Genomic DNA, 19,064 nt, shown 5'->3' with positions numbered 1-19,064 from the left:
TCATGAGTTCCATACGTAACCACTATGCGCTAGCGTAATATGGCCACTGAAAATTTGTTTTGCTTCTGTTACTAAATCAGATGGGTTGCCTGTATGCGGTAAGTGCGTTAATAAAAGTTCTTTTACATTCGCATCTTTTGCAATACTTGCTACTTCTGTACTATTCATATGCCCTGCTTTTGCAGTCTCTTGATGTGCATACATATTACACTCACAAATGAAAAGATCAGCATCTTTCGTGAATGGAATAAACTCAGGAATATAACTGGAATCAGCGCTGTATACTACGATATCACTACCTGCTGTAATGCGCATCGCAAAGCATGTAACAGGATGAACAGTTTTTAAGAATGAAATCGAGAACGGTCCAATTTGAAGTGTTTCTTCTGGATTGTACGCGATTCCTTTCGTATGCGGTTCATGTGTTAAAGAATGGAAACCATTCTCATCAAACGTATGACCGTATATTGGTAGTTCTGGTAGTTGCCTTGTTGTCGCGCTCGTAATTAATCTCGCATATTGCAATACCCCAATATCTGCAACATGATCGTGATGATAGTGCGATAGTACAACTGCATCTATATCAGATGGTGTTATATATTTTTGAAGCTGTGCTAGTACACCACTACCACAGTCTACAAGTAAACGAAAACCATCGTGTTCAAACAAATACCCCGACGTTGCTTCTCCCGCTTCTGGAAAGCCGCCCCAAAAGCCGACAACAGTCATTTTCATATGTATCCATCCTTTCTAAAACCGAGTAGGAATGCATGTTTTACTTACATCCTACATTGTTAACTATAATCCATTTCCTAAACTTTTTCATTAATTTTCAATTTTGTTATAAAACAGTTGTTGACTTTTATTTTTTGTACTAATACAATGATAGTAAGAAATGGAAATGGAGGGATTGACATGATCGATCAACCAATGGAGTTTTTCAGAAATTTACCGACGAAAACTTGTGCGCACTGTGGGAAAGAAATTGATGAGCAACACGAAGCATACCATAACAAATGTGACGATTGCGTTCACGAAGAATAGTAGTTTGTGAACATAAAAAAACCTAGCAGACATAGTCTACTAGGCTAATAACATCTTATCCTTCATCGTTGAACCTTTCACCAAGAGCTCCAGTTCAAACTCATACAATTCTTTTTTTCGATAATTTTTCGTATGGATTTTATCCATCATCAGGTCGACAACTTTTCGGGCCATTTCATCAATTGGCTGTTCAATAGTCGTAATACCTGGTTCTGTAATCTGCGATAATATTTGATTATCAAAACCGATAACAGCGAGATCATCTGGAATGCTCCAGTTATGGCGTTTCGCCTCTGAGATAATTCCAGCTGCTACCTCATCGCCTCCTGCCAAAATCGCGGTAGGATTTTTTTTGTCCTTTAATACTTCATGGAATATTCGTTTTCCATCCTCCCAAGAGAAAGCGTTTTCAAGAAAGTCAATCGCTTCTACTTGGCGGCTCTTCTCAGTTATTGCACGTAAAAAGCCCATTTTTCGCTGCTGGCTAACGACTTTGGTTTCGTTACCACGGCAAAAAATAAGATTACGATATCCTTGATCTAACACATGCTTCGCAGCTATGTATGCTCCTTGCGCATGATCAAACTTCACTGTTGGAATATTTGCTTCCTCAATATATTCATTACACAACACGATTGGACCGTGCTGTAAGTATGGCTCTACATCTTCCCACGGATTTTCTAGTGAACATAGAATAATCCCATCTACTTGCTTCGTAGATAATAATTGTAAATACTCCATCTCTTTTTCCGGTAAATATCTTGTTTGACAAATAATCAGTTTATATTTATGTTCAGAAGCAGCAATCTCGATTGCTTCGATAAATCTACTGAAGAAAGGATTTGTAATCCTTGGAACGAGCACCGCAATTGTTTCTGTTTTTTGTTTACGAAGCCTTCTCGCCGCAGAATTAGGAACGAAGCCTAAATGCTTCATTGCTAATTGAACCCTTTTTTTCTTCTCATCTGAAACATATGGATGATTATTAATCACCCTAGAAACCGTTGTCCTTGATAACCCCGCTAATTTCGCCACGTCCTCTATAGTCGACACGAAATTCTCCCCCTTTGCATGAAAACGTTTTCTTAAATTGATTATATAGTATATTATTGGAAACTGCAATATCGGTTGTTATGATTTTACTATATTAATATTATACATAGGTAAAAGTCTGTTAATGGGAGGGGAAAACATACTGCTTTTAGAAGTTTATAGTAAGCATATTTATAAAAATTTGAAGGTGATATTTCATGAATCGGACAGATCGTTTATTAGCCATATTAATTGAATTACAAAGAAGACAAACTGTTACAGCAAAAAGCTTAGCTGAAAAATTCGAAACAAGTATAAGGACTATTTATCGAGACATGGATGCACTTAACGAATCAGGTGTTCCTATTTATTCAATGCCTGGTCACGGTTATTCATTAATGGATGGTTATTTCTTGCCCCCCATTCAGCTTACGCCTGAAGAGGCTGTTACTCTTTTACTAGGCGGTGATTATATCGAGAAAACTTTCACTTCTTCTTTTTCTGTACATGCACGATCAGCAAAAGAGAAACTTGAAATTGTTCTCCCTGCTGATCAACAAAAGAAAGCCCAGGAATTACGAGAAACTTTTCGTTTCCTTTCTCCTATATTTTCACATCAGCAATCTGAACAAGAAAAACTAGAAAATCAACTTCTCCTATTGCAAGAATCTATTCAAAAAGAACAAGCTATCTCTTTTTCTTATCGGAAACCGAGAGAAACTACAAAAATAAAGCGGACCGTTCATCCTTATGGCTTAGTCAATATTTCAGGAATTTGGTACATCGTTGCCCACTGTTTACTTCGAAAACAAATACGCAATTTCCGCTTAGATCGTATGGATACGTTACAGCAAGAACAAGAATTTTTCACAAAACCGAAAGACTTTTCTTTACAAAACTATAAGCCTGAAAGCAATCGTACTGTTACAATCCATTTATTGTTTCCATCTCATATTGCACATAAAATTATTGAATCACGATATTTTTTTATAGATTCATATGAACATAGAGATAACGATTTTCACGTCTTTTTGAAATCAAGAAACATAGACGAAGTGTTTCAATGGGTATTGAGCTGGGGAAGCCAAGTGCAAGTACTTGAGCCAAAAATTCTTTCTGAGAAAATCCGTGATGAAGCAAAAAAAATGTTAAAACTTTAATTTCACTACTGACATAATGCTGTCAGTAGCCCTCCTTTATAGTAGGTATTAACAAATACATTTTCATAAAAAGGAGTTAGCAATATGAAGAAATTTGAGGAATTAGCTACGTATTACATAGAGGAATTAGAAAGGTACTCTATAGAACAATTTAGGACGAAGCCGTCTAGCGAAGAATGGTCCCTCGGTCAAATGTATAGTCATTTAATTGCCTCTACATATATGCAGTTAGATGCAATCGCGAAATGTAAAACTGAAACACCATCAGCAACTAACAAGAAAACGGATATGGGTGAAAAAGTATATAAACTTGGTGCTTTCCCGGATATACAAATCAAAGTACCAAATCATCCTGGATATACACCTGAAAATCCCTCTAATAAAGAAGAAATACAAAAACGTATGCTAGAATTAATTACAGTTGTTAAAGACATTGAGCCAACACTTTCTTCTATTCCAAGTGATTGTAAAGTCGAACATCCTGGGCTTGGTTACTTAAATGCAGCAGAATGGTTTCAACTTATTTCTATGCATTTTGCTCATCATCTTCGTCAGAAAGAAAGATTGGAGCTTAAGGTTTGCTAAGTGTTAACATTTCCACTAAAAAGAGACTGCCAATATTGGCAGTCTCTTCACTAACGTATGCATCGCCTATACAATTACTCATAAAATCCCACGTGCTATCAATAGAAAACTCCTTTGTTTCATTCAATATAAAACCCCATCAATACGTCATCTCCATATGATCCATCTTCATATTTAATTTGCTTTCGTTGTCTGCCTTCTTCTACAAAGCCCATACGTTTGTACACTTTAATTGCCCGATCATTAACAGAAACTACACCTAAACAAATTTTTTCTAAACCTTTCTGCCCTTTCGCCCAACTAATAAGAAATTCAATTAATTTCGTGCCTATGCCTTGATTACAATACGCCTCTTTAATCCCCATTCCCATTGTGCCTGCGTGTTGTAACCGTTCTAGTTCATATCGGTTGAAAAGTAAAAAGCCAACTACCTTCCCATCTACTTCATACACGATATAAAGATTACCTTTCTCATTACTTTTCCGTATCTTTTCTCTTTCTGCATTCATATCATTCTTTAACTTCTTTGGGGATACTATGAAAAATTTTGTAGTAGTTTCCGATAATATAATTTCTTTTCTAATATTCATAATTGCTTCTGCATCAGTCTCTTTTACTAACCGTATCATTGAATCACCTCGTACTTTTTCTTTTTAAAAATAATATTACAACTATAAAACGGCCAATATGCAATATTACATATTGAGAATCTTTTTACTCTTGATACAATATTCATACATCAAAATAAAAGGAATGTATGCAATGAATCCAATCTTAACAGCTGCAAAACAACTATTACATAAAGAAGAAAAGATTTTATCTACTTTAAAATGTTCACTTACTGGCTATATGATTACGCATAAAGTCCCGTATCCTGGCATGTTACTTGCTACTAATCAAAGACTTCTCTTTTTTAGCCAATATAAAAACACATTCATTGCCGAATTTGATTATGAAAAAATTCTATCCATAGAAACGAAGAGAAGAATCTTTGACAGAAAAATAATATTTTACTATGAAGATGAATATATAACGCTTGGATACATTACAAGTTCGAATGTTGAAGCGTTCATAGACTTACTACAAAGAAACAGCAAGACTAGCACAGGCTTATAATCAGCGGGGATCCCCTCGCTGATTCATTATTTTAACTCCTCCCACTTCGTCCAAACTTCTCTCCCGTTTATACAGTACATATTATCCTCTCTATTCATAAACCCCTGTACAATAAATTCACGTCTAATTGTACAAAAATCATCATGATATTGTTTTATAAATGTATTAATTTCTTTTTCTGTATATTGATTTTCAGCATTTAACTTGCTAATTAAATGCTCTAACAATACTAGTTTTTTCTTCTTTTGACCTGGAATCGATTTTAGACGGTCCTCTTTATCAAAAAAGTTACGAATGGTCGTATCCCTAAATTTCATTTCACTTTCAGTCATTTTGTTGTCCTCCATCACTTTTTTTCTTTATCTTTTCACTTAAAATATCAATAAAGTAATATCCACCCATTAACACATAATAAAACGTAAGTATTCCAAATGCATCTTTCATACTTGTATATACTTCTTTATCAAACAATATAGGTGAAAGGGCATAAACAAGAAAGATTATTAGCGGATTTACGATAAAATAATAAGTAAGATTGCCTTTCATCATATCAACTCCTCTACCCTATGTTTCTCTGTAAATTGTTGTAATTCCTTTTCTTTCGTTTCTATAGCTTTTAGAAAGATTTATAGATCAACTAAGGAAAAGATGTGCCCTCTATTAAAATAAAAAAGCACCAAAAAGGTGCTTTTATCTACGCTTCAACCGATTGATTTTCAGCAACATTTTTAAATTGTCGTTTGTGCATCAAAGTTAAGGAAGCGATCGTTCCAAGTGATAATATAACGATAAAGATCATGAGCATTCCTATGTTTTGCCACATGAAGTCAAAGTCTCCACTCGATACGACTGCTTTCAATCCTGATACAGAGTATGTCATCGGTAACCAAGCATTGAATGGTTGTAAAAACTTCGGAATCAATTCTAGCGGGAATGTTCCGGCACTCGTTGTAAGCTGCATAATTAATGTGATAATGGCAATAAAACGGCCTGCATCACCGAATGCTGTTACTAAACATTGAATTAATGCGATAAATGCTAAACTTGTAATGATACTAAAGAGTATGAAGTATGGAATGCTTTGTACTTCTACACCCAATCCGAACAGTAATATAACATCTGCTACTATCGCTTGAATAATACCAACTGATAGTAAAACACCGAACTTACTAATAAACCAACTAAATCCTGATTTTGGAACTCCTACTGTATCACGTAATGGATATACGATTGATAATAGTAATGCCCCAACGAATAAACCGAGTGATAGGAAATACGGCGTAAATCCAGTTCCGTAGTTAGGAACTTCCGCCATTTTCTCCGTCTTCACTTTTACAGGACTTGCAAACATATCATACGTTTTATCCGTCCCTTTTACTTCACCAGTTTTTTCTGCTCCTTCGCCAAGTTTCTCTGCAAGTTCACTTGAACCATCGTTTACTTTCACTAGTCCATCAGTTACTTTTCCTGATCCGTCTGCTAGTTTATTTACTCCGTCGATTAGCTGGGTTGAGCCATTTGATAATGTGCCTAAGCCTGTTGTTACTTGACCGGAACCGTTTGCTAACTTGTTTACTCCATCAACTAATTGACCTGTTCCTCCTGATAATGTGCCTAAGCCTGTTGTTACTTGACCGGAACCGTTTGCTAACTTGTTTACTCCATCAACTAGTTGACCTGTTCCCCCTGATAATGTGCCTAAGCCTGTTGTTACTTGGCCGGAGCCTTCTGTGACTTGACTAGCTCCCCCTGCTAACTGATTTATCCCCACTGCCATTTGATTGGCGCCGATAGATAATTCACCTAAACCACCATTTAGTTTTTCTAAACCATTTGTCACTTTTCCAGAGCCATCCGCTAATTGATTTACACCTGTAATTAATTGATTGGATCCTGTAGATAATTCACCTAAGCCACCACTTAGCTTACCTGCACCATTTTTCAATTCATTAACTCCACTTACAAGCTTCGGCCCATTTTCAGCCAATTTGCTAACACCAACATTTAATTCTTTACTTCCCTCTGTTACATTATTTGCTCCAAGTTTTGCTACCCCTAATCCTTGACCAAATCCTTGGAAATTAGCAAGAAATTTATTTTGCTCTTTTGCTAATTTTTCGATACCAGCTACTAAACCATTTAGATTTTCTGGACTTGATACCTTTATTTGTGCTCCCTCTCTCTCCTCACTCATTACACTTTTTAACTCTAATACATTTTTATTTGCTGTATTTGTTGTCCCTACAAGTTCTGTTGATTTCTTTTGAACTGCCTCTGTGCTTTTCTTAACATTTGCTATAAATGGTTCTAACTTATCTTGATATTCTTGTGGGAGACTTGCGATTTGTTCTTTCAAAGCTGCAACATCTTTTGTCATTTGATTTGCATTCTCTACATTAGATAGCGAATCTTCTTTTAGTTGCCCAACGCTTTCCACTGTTTTATTTATCTCTGCATTTACTTGCTGTACTGTATTGGATGATTTCTGTTCATTTGATTGATTCGTTACAACACTGTGTACTTGATTATTTAAATCTTGCAAACCTTGCTGAATTTTTTGTGCGCCTTCTTCTAATTGATTTTTTGTACCATCTAGTTTCTCTAAACCACTTGAAAGTTCGCCTGTACCTTTTTCTAATTTGTTAGAGCCTGCAGACACACTTTTCAAGCCATTATTTAATTCAATAGATTTATCCTCTAATTCTTTTAAACCACCATACAATTGCCCTGATCCATCAGAAAGATTTCCTATCCCTTTTTGTAACTCACCCGATTTATTAACAAGTAAATTTAAACCACTATTAACTTGACTAGAACCACCGTAAAGCTGCCCTGCTCCATTTACTAGTTCAGTAATTCCACTCTTCATTTCTCCTGTTTTACCGTTTAATACATTTAAACCATTGGTTACTTTACTTGAGCCATCTGTTACCTGACCTGAGCCATCTAACAGTTTATTAATACCAACTGTCATTTCCCCTGATTTTCCTTGCAACGTATAAAGGCCATCTGTCACTTTTCCAGAGCCATCTATTAACCTACCAACTCCATCCTTCATCTCCCCAGATTTCCCTTGAAGTGTATGAAGGCCATCCGTCACTTTACTTGAACCATCATGCAATTCACTTGATCCGTCGTGTAGTTTACTTGCCCCTTCCGCTCCATCTGCTAATCCTTTTGAGACGTCTTTAATAGAATCGAACATTTTCTCTGCATATGTTTTCGTTAACGTGCTTGATACTTCAGTTTTAATCTTTTCAATGGCTGTTCCTCCAATTTGTGAAGATAAGAAGTTTAAACTTTCGTTTGGAATGTACTCTAAGTTTAATGGCTTTGGATTGTCTTTTAGTAACGTTGTAGCGTTACTTGAGAAGTCATCTGGAATGCGCACTAACATGTAATACTTTCTACCTTCCATTCCTTTCTTCGCTTCTTTTTCACTTACGAACTCCCATTTAAAACTTTTATTATCTTTTAAATTATCAACGAGCCCTTTTCCGACCTCAATTGGTTTCCCATCAAATACTGCGCCTTTATCTAAATTGACTACTGCAACTGGTAAGTCATCTAACTGTTTATACGGATCCCAAAAAGCCCACAAAAACATCCCTGCATATAAAATCGGTACGAATAAGACCGCAATAATTGGAATTAATATTTTTTTACTTTTTATAATTTCCGTGAACTCTTTCCGAAGTAACTGATTCCCTTTCATAATTTCTCCCCCTTTTTATAAAATGACCAAAATGTTCATATAGTCATTTTTACCCAAACAAAAAGGCTATACTTGTTCATACATATGCCTTATCCCTGAATTTATTACTATGCAACTTTTTCTTATTATGATTATAATTTTTCTATATCCCCCCTTAACTTAAATATATGACCGCATTGTTCATTTGGTCATTTTTTATAAAATTAAAAGGATTATCTTAGTTTGACAATCCTTTTAATAAATAAAGTTCAAATAACTCTGCAATTTTTTCTTTTTCTAGCGGTTCGTGATTTTTTTCCCAATCAAAAATAAGCGATACATATAGACGCAGCATAATAAATGCTGTAATTTCTGGATCACATTTGCTAATTTCACCTTTTTCAATCGCAATCTTTAAATACGATTGAATAACAGAAACGATTTCCACATCAACTTGTTGCATAACTTCTTGTACTTCTTTCGTTCCCATATCGCGCTCTTCTTGAATTAATTTAATCATGAGCTGATGTTCTTTTCTAAATTCCAAGATGCTATATAATGCTCTATGTACATTTTCAAAAAATGAAACATCTGAACGAATTGCACTTTCTGCAACTTGCTTCATTTCTGTAATTAAATTAGAAATAATTTCACCAAATAGCTCTTCTTTATTTTTGAAAAAAGTATAAATCGTTCCTTTTCCTACATTCGCTAACTTCGCTACTTGATCCATCGTTGTTGCTTTATAACCGAACGCTGAAAAAGACTTTGTTGCAGCTTCAATAATAGAACGTTTTCGATCTATCGCCACATTGTCACCTCCAAAAATGACCAATTGGATAATATAGTCAATCAGTACATCTTTGATATTACCACACGCTTACATTCTATACAAGTTCTCTTTTTATTATTTCCAGTATAAAAAAATTCCAGTCAGTGTATATCATACTGTCCATAGTTTATCAAAAAGTATACTTGTATGGAAAGCTAGAATATATTCGTAAATAATTGCTGACTAGATCCCACTAGAAATTTAATAAAATAGACAGTGTTCTTAAAACCAAAGGTTTAAGAACACTGTCTATTATTTTGACATAGAAAGTAATATTTTCTCCATTTCTTTCTTAGTTAGCTCATCATCGATTATCTCTTCGTATATCTTTGTATCTCTTGTAAAAATATCATTCACTATGACAATTTGATAATCACTATTCTTACCTTGTGCTGGTACAAACATTTTAAGGCCTCTTAACTTCCCCTCTCCATGAGAAGATTTATTATAGACCATTCCTTTCCCGTCTAAACTATAACTTTCTAAATTCTCTTCTCCAGGCATCATATAGTGTAGTGGATCCTTACCACCATTACCATTACCATCCATATACATCCTTGACTGATAAATCGTAAAACCATATTTCCCTTTTGTATATTCTGATTTAATAACTAATTCTACATCTCTTCCAAAATATGAGTCAGCCCATTCTCTCTTTAGCTCATAACCTTCTGGTATATAAGTCGGCTGCTTAATTTGATACGGTACATGTTCTTTTGCTTCTTCTATAGTATATGTTAAAGACTTCTCCAGCTTATCTTCAAGCGGCTTTAATGTCTTCTCAATAGTAGCTAGTCTTTCTTGATCAGCTTTCTTCAAGCGTTCAGGTTTATATTCCTTTGTATCTCCATCATAATTCTCAGGCACATTTTTCTTAACCATTGCTTTCTTATGAATTTCTTGCGCTTCCTTAAATAATTGAACATACTGCTCAAATTCTTCTTTCGTAAAATTCTTTTCTGCCAAATACAAAAAATCTGTATTCATTTTATATGACTTTATCGACATACCCCATTCTCTACTTGCATTCTCTGGTGTACCTAATACTGTTTCTATCGCTTCTTCAAAAGCCGCTTTATGTTGCTTTTTTTCTACAATCTTTTCTTCCTGTCTTTCATCTCCCTCAGTTATCCTTGCATTTAATAAAAATCCGCCTGCTATAGCTGCTATCGCAATCACTCCAAGTAAAGAAAGGCGATACGATTTCTTTTGAAACTTTTTAATCATAACGATTCTCCTTTTTAGTGTTCGTTTATTTCTACTTAAATTTGCTAGGCTTGGTACTTGATAGGAATAGTGTTGTAGAAGGGTAATAATTGTATGACCGTATGCAATTTGTTCCTCTTTATCTATAAAAGTAAGTGCATATGCATCACAGGCTAATTCTTGATCTTCTCGCATACAAAAATAGGCGTACCAAAGAATCGGATTGAACCAATTTAATAGGATTAAACTGTACATAATCCAATTTACAGCTACATCGTTTCTCTTAATATGAGCTAACTCATGGTAAAAGACATATTGTAATTGTTGTTTATTTAATACTTTCATATGTTTTTTTGATAGTAATACTTTCGGACGAAAGAAACTAAACACAGTTGGGCTCGCAATCTTTCCCGCTAGACGTAACGAAACTGCCTTCTTCATTTTCATAGACTGCTTACAGCGATTAAACACTGTAGTGACCTGTTCGTCCGTAATATCCGGTTGTTTCTTTATGTAAGAATATAAACGTCTATTTGTAAGAAACGTGATGGCTGCTACTATGATTACCCCAGCTAGCCACACATACAAAGCAAGTTTGTATAAAGAAAATGTAGTCTGTTTTTCCGAACTGACTTTTACTTCCGGTTCGCTAGTTTTTGTCACCATTTTAGAATTTGATTCCAATTCCACTTTTCGGTCGCTTTCTATGTTCACTATATTCTCAGTAGCCGGCATATTTTTTGGAATAACTTCCGATACGCTAGAACTATAAGAAAGTAATGAGTAAATGCTATAAGAGCTATCTGGCGACCACGGTAAAAGGAGTCTTATCATTAATACGATCCACAGCATATATTGCCACCGGGGGGTTAATTTATTTCTAAATAGAACTTTTATACATAAAATAAATCCGACTAATATGCTAGCCATAAGTGACGTTTCTATAAGCCAATCAAAAAAATGAGGAAGGTATACATTTATAAGCGTGTTTATCATTTTTATCGATCCTTCCTCTTATTCTCCTCTGTCTTCTCATCTAAAATGCGTTTTAATTCATTAATATCTTCTGAAGATAATTTCTCCTCTTTTAAGAAGTTAACAAGTAATGGCTTAAACGCTGCACCGCAAAAACGTTTTAGTAAAGATTTCGTTTCCACTTGCAAATAATTATGTTGTGATACTAACGGATAATAAGCGTACATACGCCCTTTATCTTGATGGTAAGAAACGGCTTCCTTTTGTACTAATCGATTAATTAATGTGCGGATTGTTTTCGGTTTCCAGTCCATTGCATCTTCCAGTTCTTCTATAATTTCATTCGCTGTTTGCGGAGAACTCGACCAAAGTACTTTCATAATTTCTAATTCCGCTTCAGATATTTTAGGTAATTGATTTGTCATCGTATGTTTCACTCCTAAGTATTACATTTGTAATCTATAATTAAGATTACAAATGTAATACTTAATTGTCAACCATATTTTAGAAAAATTAATTTCAGCTAAACCTTACTTCACAACAACAAAATTCCTCTTTTTCAAATAATCAAATAAAAAAACAAGAAAATCTTTACAATTAATAGTAATATAGAAAATAGACAAGTTTATCAAAATAGTGGAGGCTTTTTCAGTCATGATGCGTGCGCTTCGTTTAAATATAAAGCAAGCTTTTTGTAATCGTGTTTCTTTAATTATTATGTTTAGTGGATTTGTTCTTATTTGTATTTATCATTATTATTATGTAATTCGTTATTTAGGAGACGCTGCGAATGGACCTATATCGACGGATATTAAATGGATTGGATTTCGTGGAAATGAAATGGATGTTTATTTATTATTAATGCCAGTTATTGCAAGTCTTCCCTTTAGTACAAGTTATAACTCGGATAAGTCCGATGGTTTTAAACCGTTTGTCAGTAAAGAAATTTCTTTATTTTCTTATTCAGTAACGAAATATATCGTTACATTTTTTTGCGGCGGACTTCTTTATACATTTCCATTCATCTTATCGTTATTATTTTGCAAATTAACCATTCCAGACGGAGTACCAACGGCTGGTTCAGGCATTATAAATGATAACGGGATGTTCGCAAACTTATATGAAACTTCTCCCATCACTTACATTGCTGTATATATCGGAATTAATTTTTTATTTGCAGGTTTGATGGCTCTTTTAGGACTTGCTGCATCTGCATGGTCCCAAAAGGACTATATGGCGCTTCTATTTCCATTTGCAACTACCTCTATTCCTTACGTCCTGCTAAATACGGTACTCCCTACAATAGGCGGAGCACCTATTCATTTATATGATCCAAGGCAGCCGCTGCATGGCATGTCACCATATATTTTGACAATACAATGTGCCTTCTTCCTCCTCGTTAGCTTAATCATGTATATACAAGGAGTAAAACGTGATAGAAAAAAATATAGAAGAAGGTTGCAAAAAAGAGAGCGGTGCAGAAAAGCGTTTCAAGTATAATAAAACCCTAATTTCCTTACTATATTGGAAATTAGGGTTTTATTTACTATTCACTTACGGTGTACCTGCCAATCCCCATAAAATAACAACCGCTACAAAATAAATCGCTTTAATCGCTATTACTAAACATAATGAAACAATTGCATATTTACTTAATTCTCTTCTTGCACCTATTAAAGTGAAAATAACCGCCAAACTAAATGTTATATAAGAAGCTGCTGTATGTATTAAGTTATACGTAATATCTAGATTGCTTGTAAGTCCTGTTATATCCGCTACAAACTGAAGCATGATGATCGTACTAAAAAAAATTGCAAACTGATTCATTACCTTTCCATTTATTTGTAACTGCATTGTTGTCCTCCTTATTAAAAACTAAATATTCAATCAATTTTATCATTAGATTACAAAAAAAGGAATCATCTCTTTATACTATTCTATAACGATGCAAACAAAGAACGCTTAGTCACCTAAGCGTTCCTTTCTTTAAGAAGCTTTCTTCAAATCAATTTGAGCAAGTACTGGGTCATGGTCGCTTACACGTCCGTGCTCTTTCATTATATTTGAGTTTAAGTGCACTGGATCTACAATTGTGTGTGGTGCGATATTATTTGTTACTAAAATATGATCTAACACTTGTGCATTTCCTTCGTGAATGTACGTGTAACGATTCTCTTTTGGCACTGTGTTTAACATATCTTTTAAGATTGTTCCCTCTAGTGTTTTTAGTGGTTTAGAGAATTCGAAATCGTTCATATCACCTAACACGACAACTGGTGCATTCGTATTCTTTTTCTGAATTCCTTGCACGAAATGATTTACCTCTTGTGCTAACTGAATTCGTTTGTCTTCACTTTTTAATACGAGCGGCTGCACTTTTCCAAATGGCGTTGCATCTCCTAGTTTTGAGTTTAAGTGATTTGCAACGACAACAATGTTTTGTCCTTGGAACGTAAATTCTGCCGCTAACGGTTTACGTGTACTTTCAAATAATGGATTTTCGTCTCCAATACGAACAACATTTTTATCAAGTAACTTTGGTACCGTCGCTAATTTCACGCGTGATGGATTATAGAAGAAGCCGACGCGAATATTCGCTCCTGGTGCTCCTCCGTCTTGATTATTGTTTGGAGCGATTTCTACATACTCATACTTCGGTCCACGAATTTCTAGCACTGCATCAATGATACGTTTTGCGCTTAATGACGCATCTGTTGTACCGTCATTAATTGATCCGTTATTATCTTGCATTTCCTCTACACCGATAATATCTGGCATTTTTAAGTTGTATTTAATAGAATACGCTAACGCTTTTACCTTTTCATCTGTTGTTTCTTTTTTATTCGCTGAGAAGTTTTCAATGTTATATGTAGCAACCGTTAACTTATCAAGACGTGGCTGAATATTTGCGCCTACTTGCTTAAATCCACCATCCACTACAGCTGGCAGTTCTGTTATTGGCGAAATACGGAAAGAACCGTAATCATATCCTACTACCCCTGTTATATCTCCAGTAAAAATATCTCCTACTTTTGCTACATAATCACGAGGTACTTTCACAGAAAGACGCTCTGGGTTTAATTGGTTTTCATCTAATAGAGGTGTGCCATATTGTGTTACTATTTTATCTCCACCATTTTTTACTGTTACATATAAATTTCCATTTTTCTGAGGTGCAATAATTTTTGGTGTTGGCATCGTAACACGCATGCCTTCTATACTTTCATAAAAGTCGATTGCATCTTCATTTGGATCAAATAAACCGAATGCATCATTATCAATAATCTGGTCCGGGATTTTCACACCGTTTTCCCCAAGTACAATGGGTGCTGGCAAAGATTGATCTTTTGCGATTACAGCAACACGACTCGCCTTAATTTCTGTCGTCGTTAAGTCTGTTTCAAATCGCTCTGCATATCCTGGTCCAACATATTCTTCTACTACTCCATCAACTTGAATAAGATCTCCTACTGCTACATTCGCATCTTTTTTATATACGTACATACCTTCTGAAGTAGCTGGATCATTATCTGGCTGATTGTCTTCTATATAAAAGCCGTTTTTATCAAGCGCTGTGACAACGCCTTCCACATTGTTTACTTTCTTCCCGTTGTAAGGAGACATATGTGATTTTCCTTGAATGTCATGAATACGAACCTGTTCATTATTTACGATAATAAATGAAAATGTCGAAATTGCTGAAGAAGTAAGTCCTTCTTTTTCTGCGATTGCTTTCACTACACTATTTTCATTCACTATAATCTGTCCATTATAACGAACACTTTTGTTAGTAGGATTAGAGCCATCTAACGTATAGTAAATTGTTGCACCTTCTGTATTCGTCGTTAATGTTACCGCTGTTCCTTTAGCAACTTCTCCGCCGTTCGGTGAAGCTACTACATCGCTAACACGGTTTTGTCCTTCACCTTGAAACTTATAAGCTGTTACTGATTTTAGACCTGGGTTACTAAAATATAATTCAAGAGTCCCAGTCAAACTAACTTTCTTCCCGATATTTTCAGGGTGATCTTTTACATTCACTGCCGTTCTCACATCACCTTTTGGCAACTGAACGGGCATGATTTTGTCTGGATTCGTTTCGTTTGGCGAATCTGCAATTGCTACGTTTGTATCATCAAACTTAGCTGGATCCTTCGTATATTTAGAAGAACTTTGCGTATATCCGACAATATATCCTTCCACAATCCCCTTCGTTTTCCCTTGCTGCTTAAATACTTGAATTGCTTTTTCTACTGACATAGAAGCAGTTTCTTCTGCTTGCGCTAAAGTTCCAGTAAATGAAAGCAATAGCAAGAATGATAAAAAGACGCTTAACAATTTCTTCACAGCCATTTTCCTCTCCCTATTTCATATTTTCTCAGCATTTCTATCATAACAAATGATTCGTTATATAGAACTATTTTTCGACAAGTTTTACAAAAGATTTATTTAATTTACAAGCTTTCAAACTATAATACAAAATAATAATTTTACACCTTCTACAAATGCACTCTATAATGTTAGAGAGAGAAAACAGAAAATATCGACATTTGATTGGCATGTAAAATGGATTCATTTGAATAGGAGTGATTGGATGGAAGTGCAAACAGAAACATACCGCGCAGCTATGAATGGAACATTAGAACGTCATTTTTCAGATATGATTGCTGTTATACCAACTAGAATTACAATTGAGCAGTTAAAACAACGGCTAGAAAATATCGCTACTAAAGTTGATGAGTTAAAAATTGTTTATAGTGATGAGACAAGCCTTATTGTTGAGTTACATATGGATGAAACAATCATACCGTATGAACTGCATATTGATGAGGCGAATGACCCAGAAGAATATAAAATGTACAATAGACAAGATTCTACAATTGTAGATCGTAATTTTGAAGATGCGGCTTTCGGTACTGAAATTTTCACTCGTACGCTATTTGTAGGCGATGTACTCGACTGCTTTTTCCAGCAAATACAATTTTTATGGAACCTCGCCCCAGATTTGTTATTTGTAATCGATTCAAGTGCAGCAATGAAAGTGATATCTAGAAACTATATTGAATATCACGTTGAAAATGAATTATTACCTGACATTCCTGACTTATACGTTATTCATTCCGTTTATGAAGACGATAAAGAAGGCGAGCCTACGCAATATTGGTTTCATACACACGGCCTTTTAAGAGCGGGCGTAACTGAAATAGAGTTAATTATTCCAAATCGTATTTCTTCCTACTACGGCATTGGCGATCTCTTTCAAACATTTGCTAATAATGCCGTTGAGAATGGACAAGTCCCTATGAATGAGCCTATCATTATCGCGCATAGTCAGCAAGGTTCTATACATACAGTCGCTGTTCCGTGGGAAAAAGGATTATCTTATATAGGGCATAAAACGAGTATGGACCAATTATCTTCAATCGAGGATGAAGAAGTGAAACTACAACCAATAGATGCACAAAATACATTCTTAGGCGGAATGGATGCCCGAGATGAATACCATCAATCTCCATCCGTTCTCTTATTCAAATTTAATACTTCAGAAGAATATATTGAAAGTTTTTTCAAAGAACACGAGGAAGCTACAGGGCTCATGTTCTATAAAACAAATAGTGAAACGGCTCGTATGGCTTACAATGCGAAAAATACTTTCGGGTATTTCAGCAACATTTTTCACATTGAACAATCAAATGAAGATTTTCGTTTCCTTGCTAAGTTTGGTGTCTCCTACGAAGAAGGAAAAAGTGAACATATGTGGTTTGAAATGCAAAACATTACGGAAGATTTCATTCAAGGAATACTCATTAATGAACCATATTTTATAGAAGATATGAGTGAAGGAAATAGTTATCATTTAGATTTTGATAACTTAACAGAGTGGGTTATTTATGCAGGAGATGCCGTTATAAAGCCAAATAACTTATATATGTTTATTGGTGAATAAGTAACAAAACGCCTTCAATGTGATTGAAGGCGTTTCACTTTACTGTGCGATTAATTCCGTATCCATTACTTTCTCCAAATGAGCTAGCACACGCTTTGCTGCTTTCTCACCTTGATCAATACAGTCCGGAAGACCAGAACCAGCGTAAGAACTACCTGCCAAGTATATACCTGGCAACTCTTTTTCCATAAATGTTGTTAGTTTCTTCATTCGCTCGTTATGGCCTACTGTATATTGAGGCATCGCTTCTTTCCAGCGACTTACGATTGTAAACTCTGGATCCTCTGTAATATCCATCGTCTTCCTTAAATCTTCTAGTACGAGCTGAACGAGTTCTTCTTCAGTTTGTTCTACAACCGCTTCATCACCAGTACGTCCAACGTAACAGCGAAGGAGTGTTTTTCCTTCTGGCGTTGTATGTGGCCATTTTTTATGCGTCCACGTACATGCTGTAATGGTGTAATCGCTATTTCGTGATACGACAAATCCTGTACCATTAATATCGCGCTGGATTGCAGACTTTTGGAAAGCAAGTGCCACATTCGCAACGGATGTGGATGGAATATTACGGAAGAAACGAAACTGCTTGTACTGAGCAAACATGGACGGCAATACTTTATGCGAAGTTGCCACTACGATGGCGTCCGCTTCTATTTCTTTTCCGTTACTAAGAGTAATCGTATAACCATCACCCTGTTTCGCAACTTTTTCAATGCGAGTTCCCTTTATTATCGTACCTTCATGCATCTTTGCTTCGAGAGATTTTACGATAGATTCTAAACCTGTTTTCACTGTTTGGAACATTCCCTTTTTCGGTTCAGCTTTCTCTTCTTTCGGAGCGAGCGTACGCATACCGAGTGAAATACTGCGATGTTTCTGCTCAATTTGATACATTTGCGGGAATGTTGACATTAAGCTCATTTCATCAATATCCCCTGCATAAATACCCGATAGTAACGGCTCTATTAAGTTTTCAACCACTTCGTTTCCAAGACGATGTCTGAAAAATTGTCCGAGTGATTGGTCAGATACTGGCTTTGACCTCGGCATTAATAGATCAAATCCAGCTCTTAGTTTACCAATTGGGGAGAACAGCCCGGAAAATAGAAACGGCGTAATTTGCGTTGGAATTCCCATCATTGATCCATTCGGCATTTTATGTAACCGATTGTTTACAAGGATAAATGATTGACCGGCTTGATTATTTACAAGTTCATCGCCAAGACCTAATTCTTTCACTAATCTAGCTGCACTTTCTTTTCGTGCTAAGAAAGAATCTGGTCCGCGCTCAATTGTAAATCCATCTTTTCGAACGGTTTGAATTTTTCCGCCAAGTTTACCCGATGCTTCTATAAGTAATGTATCAATCGGCAAGTTTTTTTCATGAATATTTTTTTGTAAGTTATACATTGCTGTTAATCCAGTGATGCCTCCGCCGACGATCACAACTTTTTTCCTCAAGCAGGCTCCTCC

General features: G+C 35.4%; 18 protein-coding genes. 6 read left to right on the top strand and 12 right to left on the bottom strand.

Translation table 11 applies throughout. The features are described from left to right. A complete protein-coding gene (locus MR136_RS21035) occupies positions 1-735 on the bottom strand; it encodes an MBL fold metallo-hydrolase (RefSeq protein ID WP_017674285.1) in 735 nt (244 codons plus the stop codon). Positions 736-915: 180 nt separating this feature from the next. On the opposite strand from MR136_RS21035, the gene yhfH reads away from it, so the two are divergent. Next, positions 916-1,044: a protein YhfH gene (gene yhfH, locus MR136_RS21030; protein WP_000567010.1), complete on the top strand. Its 129-nt coding sequence runs from the start codon at positions 916-918 to the stop codon at positions 1,042-1,044. A gap of 39 nt (positions 1,045-1,083) precedes the next feature. Here the strand turns inward: yhfH and MR136_RS21025 are convergent, their stop codons facing one another. Then, the gene (locus MR136_RS21025) at positions 1,084-2,097 is read right to left on the bottom strand and encodes a LacI family DNA-binding transcriptional regulator (RefSeq protein ID WP_000103715.1); all 1,014 of its coding nucleotides are present in this window, start codon (positions 2,095-2,097) and stop codon (positions 1,084-1,086) included. 197 nt (positions 2,098-2,294) lie between these two features. On the opposite strand from MR136_RS21025, the gene MR136_RS21020 reads away from it, so the two are divergent. Both MR136_RS21020 and MR136_RS21015 read left to right on the top strand, forming a co-directional pair. Next, positions 2,295-3,236: a helix-turn-helix transcriptional regulator gene (locus MR136_RS21020; protein ID WP_001082260.1), complete on the top strand. Its 942-nt coding sequence runs from the start codon at positions 2,295-2,297 to the stop codon at positions 3,234-3,236. An 84-nt stretch (positions 3,237-3,320) separates the two neighbouring features. Then, the gene (locus tag MR136_RS21015; protein WP_017674287.1) at positions 3,321-3,821 is read left to right on the top strand and encodes a DinB family protein; all 501 of its coding nucleotides are present in this window, start codon (positions 3,321-3,323) and stop codon (positions 3,819-3,821) included. A 119-nt stretch (positions 3,822-3,940) separates the two neighbouring features. On the opposite strand, the gene MR136_RS21010 is transcribed toward MR136_RS21015, so the two are convergent. Beyond that, on the bottom strand, positions 3,941-4,450 hold the full coding sequence (locus tag MR136_RS21010) for a GNAT family N-acetyltransferase (RefSeq protein WP_017674289.1): 510 nt from the start codon (positions 4,448-4,450) through the stop codon (positions 3,941-3,943). Positions 4,451-4,583: 133 nt separating this feature from the next. Here MR136_RS21010 and MR136_RS21005 point away from each other — a divergent pair, with 133 nt between their 5' ends. After that, positions 4,584-4,937 carry a PH domain-containing protein gene (locus MR136_RS21005; protein ID WP_017674290.1) on the top strand — a complete coding sequence of 118 codons (354 nt, stop codon included), beginning with the start codon at positions 4,584-4,586 and terminating at the stop codon, positions 4,935-4,937. A gap of 26 nt (positions 4,938-4,963) precedes the next feature. Here the strand turns inward: MR136_RS21005 and MR136_RS21000 are convergent, their stop codons facing one another. The 6 genes from MR136_RS21000 to MR136_RS20975 form a co-directional block, all read right to left on the bottom strand. Next, positions 4,964-5,269: a DUF2087 domain-containing protein gene (locus MR136_RS21000; RefSeq protein ID WP_000140291.1), complete on the bottom strand. Its 306-nt coding sequence runs from the start codon at positions 5,267-5,269 to the stop codon at positions 4,964-4,966. Continuing rightward, positions 5,262-5,486, bottom strand: a complete 225-nt coding sequence (locus tag MR136_RS20995) for a hypothetical protein (RefSeq protein WP_002179344.1) — start codon at positions 5,484-5,486, stop codon at positions 5,262-5,264. The genes MR136_RS21000 and MR136_RS20995 overlap by 8 nt, the downstream gene beginning before the upstream one ends. Positions 5,487-5,631: 145 nt before the next feature. Further along, positions 5,632-8,652, bottom strand: a complete 3,021-nt coding sequence (locus MR136_RS20990) for a YhgE/Pip family protein (RefSeq protein WP_242259586.1) — start codon at positions 8,650-8,652, stop codon at positions 5,632-5,634. Between the two features lie 217 nt (positions 8,653-8,869). Further along, complete coding sequence (locus MR136_RS20985; RefSeq protein ID WP_000963381.1) at positions 8,870-9,442, bottom strand: TetR/AcrR family transcriptional regulator; 573 nt, start codon at positions 9,440-9,442, stop codon at positions 8,870-8,872. A 273-nt stretch (positions 9,443-9,715) separates the two neighbouring features. Continuing rightward, entirely contained in the window at positions 9,716-11,665 is a 1,950-nt protein-coding gene (locus tag MR136_RS20980) for a M56 family metallopeptidase (protein ID WP_242259585.1), read from the bottom strand. A 2-nt stretch (positions 11,666-11,667) separates the two neighbouring features. Then, positions 11,668-12,069: a BlaI/MecI/CopY family transcriptional regulator gene (locus MR136_RS20975; protein ID WP_000184510.1), complete on the bottom strand. Its 402-nt coding sequence runs from the start codon at positions 12,067-12,069 to the stop codon at positions 11,668-11,670. Between the two features lie 229 nt (positions 12,070-12,298). Here MR136_RS20975 and MR136_RS20970 point away from each other — a divergent pair, with 229 nt between their 5' ends. Then, positions 12,299-13,144, top strand: coding sequence for a membrane protein (locus MR136_RS20970; protein WP_000984146.1), 846 nt, complete (start codon positions 12,299-12,301; stop codon positions 13,142-13,144). Between the two features lie 54 nt (positions 13,145-13,198). Here the strand turns inward: MR136_RS20970 and MR136_RS20965 are convergent, their stop codons facing one another. Next, entirely contained in the window at positions 13,199-13,498 is a 300-nt protein-coding gene (locus MR136_RS20965) for a hypothetical protein (protein ID WP_001176843.1), read from the bottom strand. Between the two features lie 132 nt (positions 13,499-13,630). Further along, entirely contained in the window at positions 13,631-15,997 is a 2,367-nt protein-coding gene (locus MR136_RS20960) for a DUF6359 domain-containing protein (RefSeq protein WP_070179924.1), read from the bottom strand. Between the two features lie 241 nt (positions 15,998-16,238). Here MR136_RS20960 and MR136_RS20955 point away from each other — a divergent pair, with 241 nt between their 5' ends. Next, on the top strand, positions 16,239-17,591 hold the full coding sequence (locus MR136_RS20955; RefSeq protein WP_000453702.1) for a DUF4026 domain-containing protein: 1,353 nt from the start codon (positions 16,239-16,241) through the stop codon (positions 17,589-17,591). Between the two features lie 39 nt (positions 17,592-17,630). On the opposite strand, the gene hemY is transcribed toward MR136_RS20955, so the two are convergent. Continuing rightward, positions 17,631-19,052: a protoporphyrinogen oxidase gene (gene hemY, locus MR136_RS20950; protein WP_242259584.1), complete on the bottom strand. Its 1,422-nt coding sequence runs from the start codon at positions 19,050-19,052 to the stop codon at positions 17,631-17,633. Positions 19,053-19,064 lie beyond the last annotated feature (12 nt).

The organism is Bacillus cereus group sp. BfR-BA-01311 (genome assembly GCF_022664295.1).
Taxonomy (GTDB): Bacteria; Bacillota; Bacilli; order Bacillales; family Bacillaceae_G; genus Bacillus_A; species Bacillus_A cereus.
This window is presented reverse-complemented; position numbering and strand designations above follow the sequence as displayed.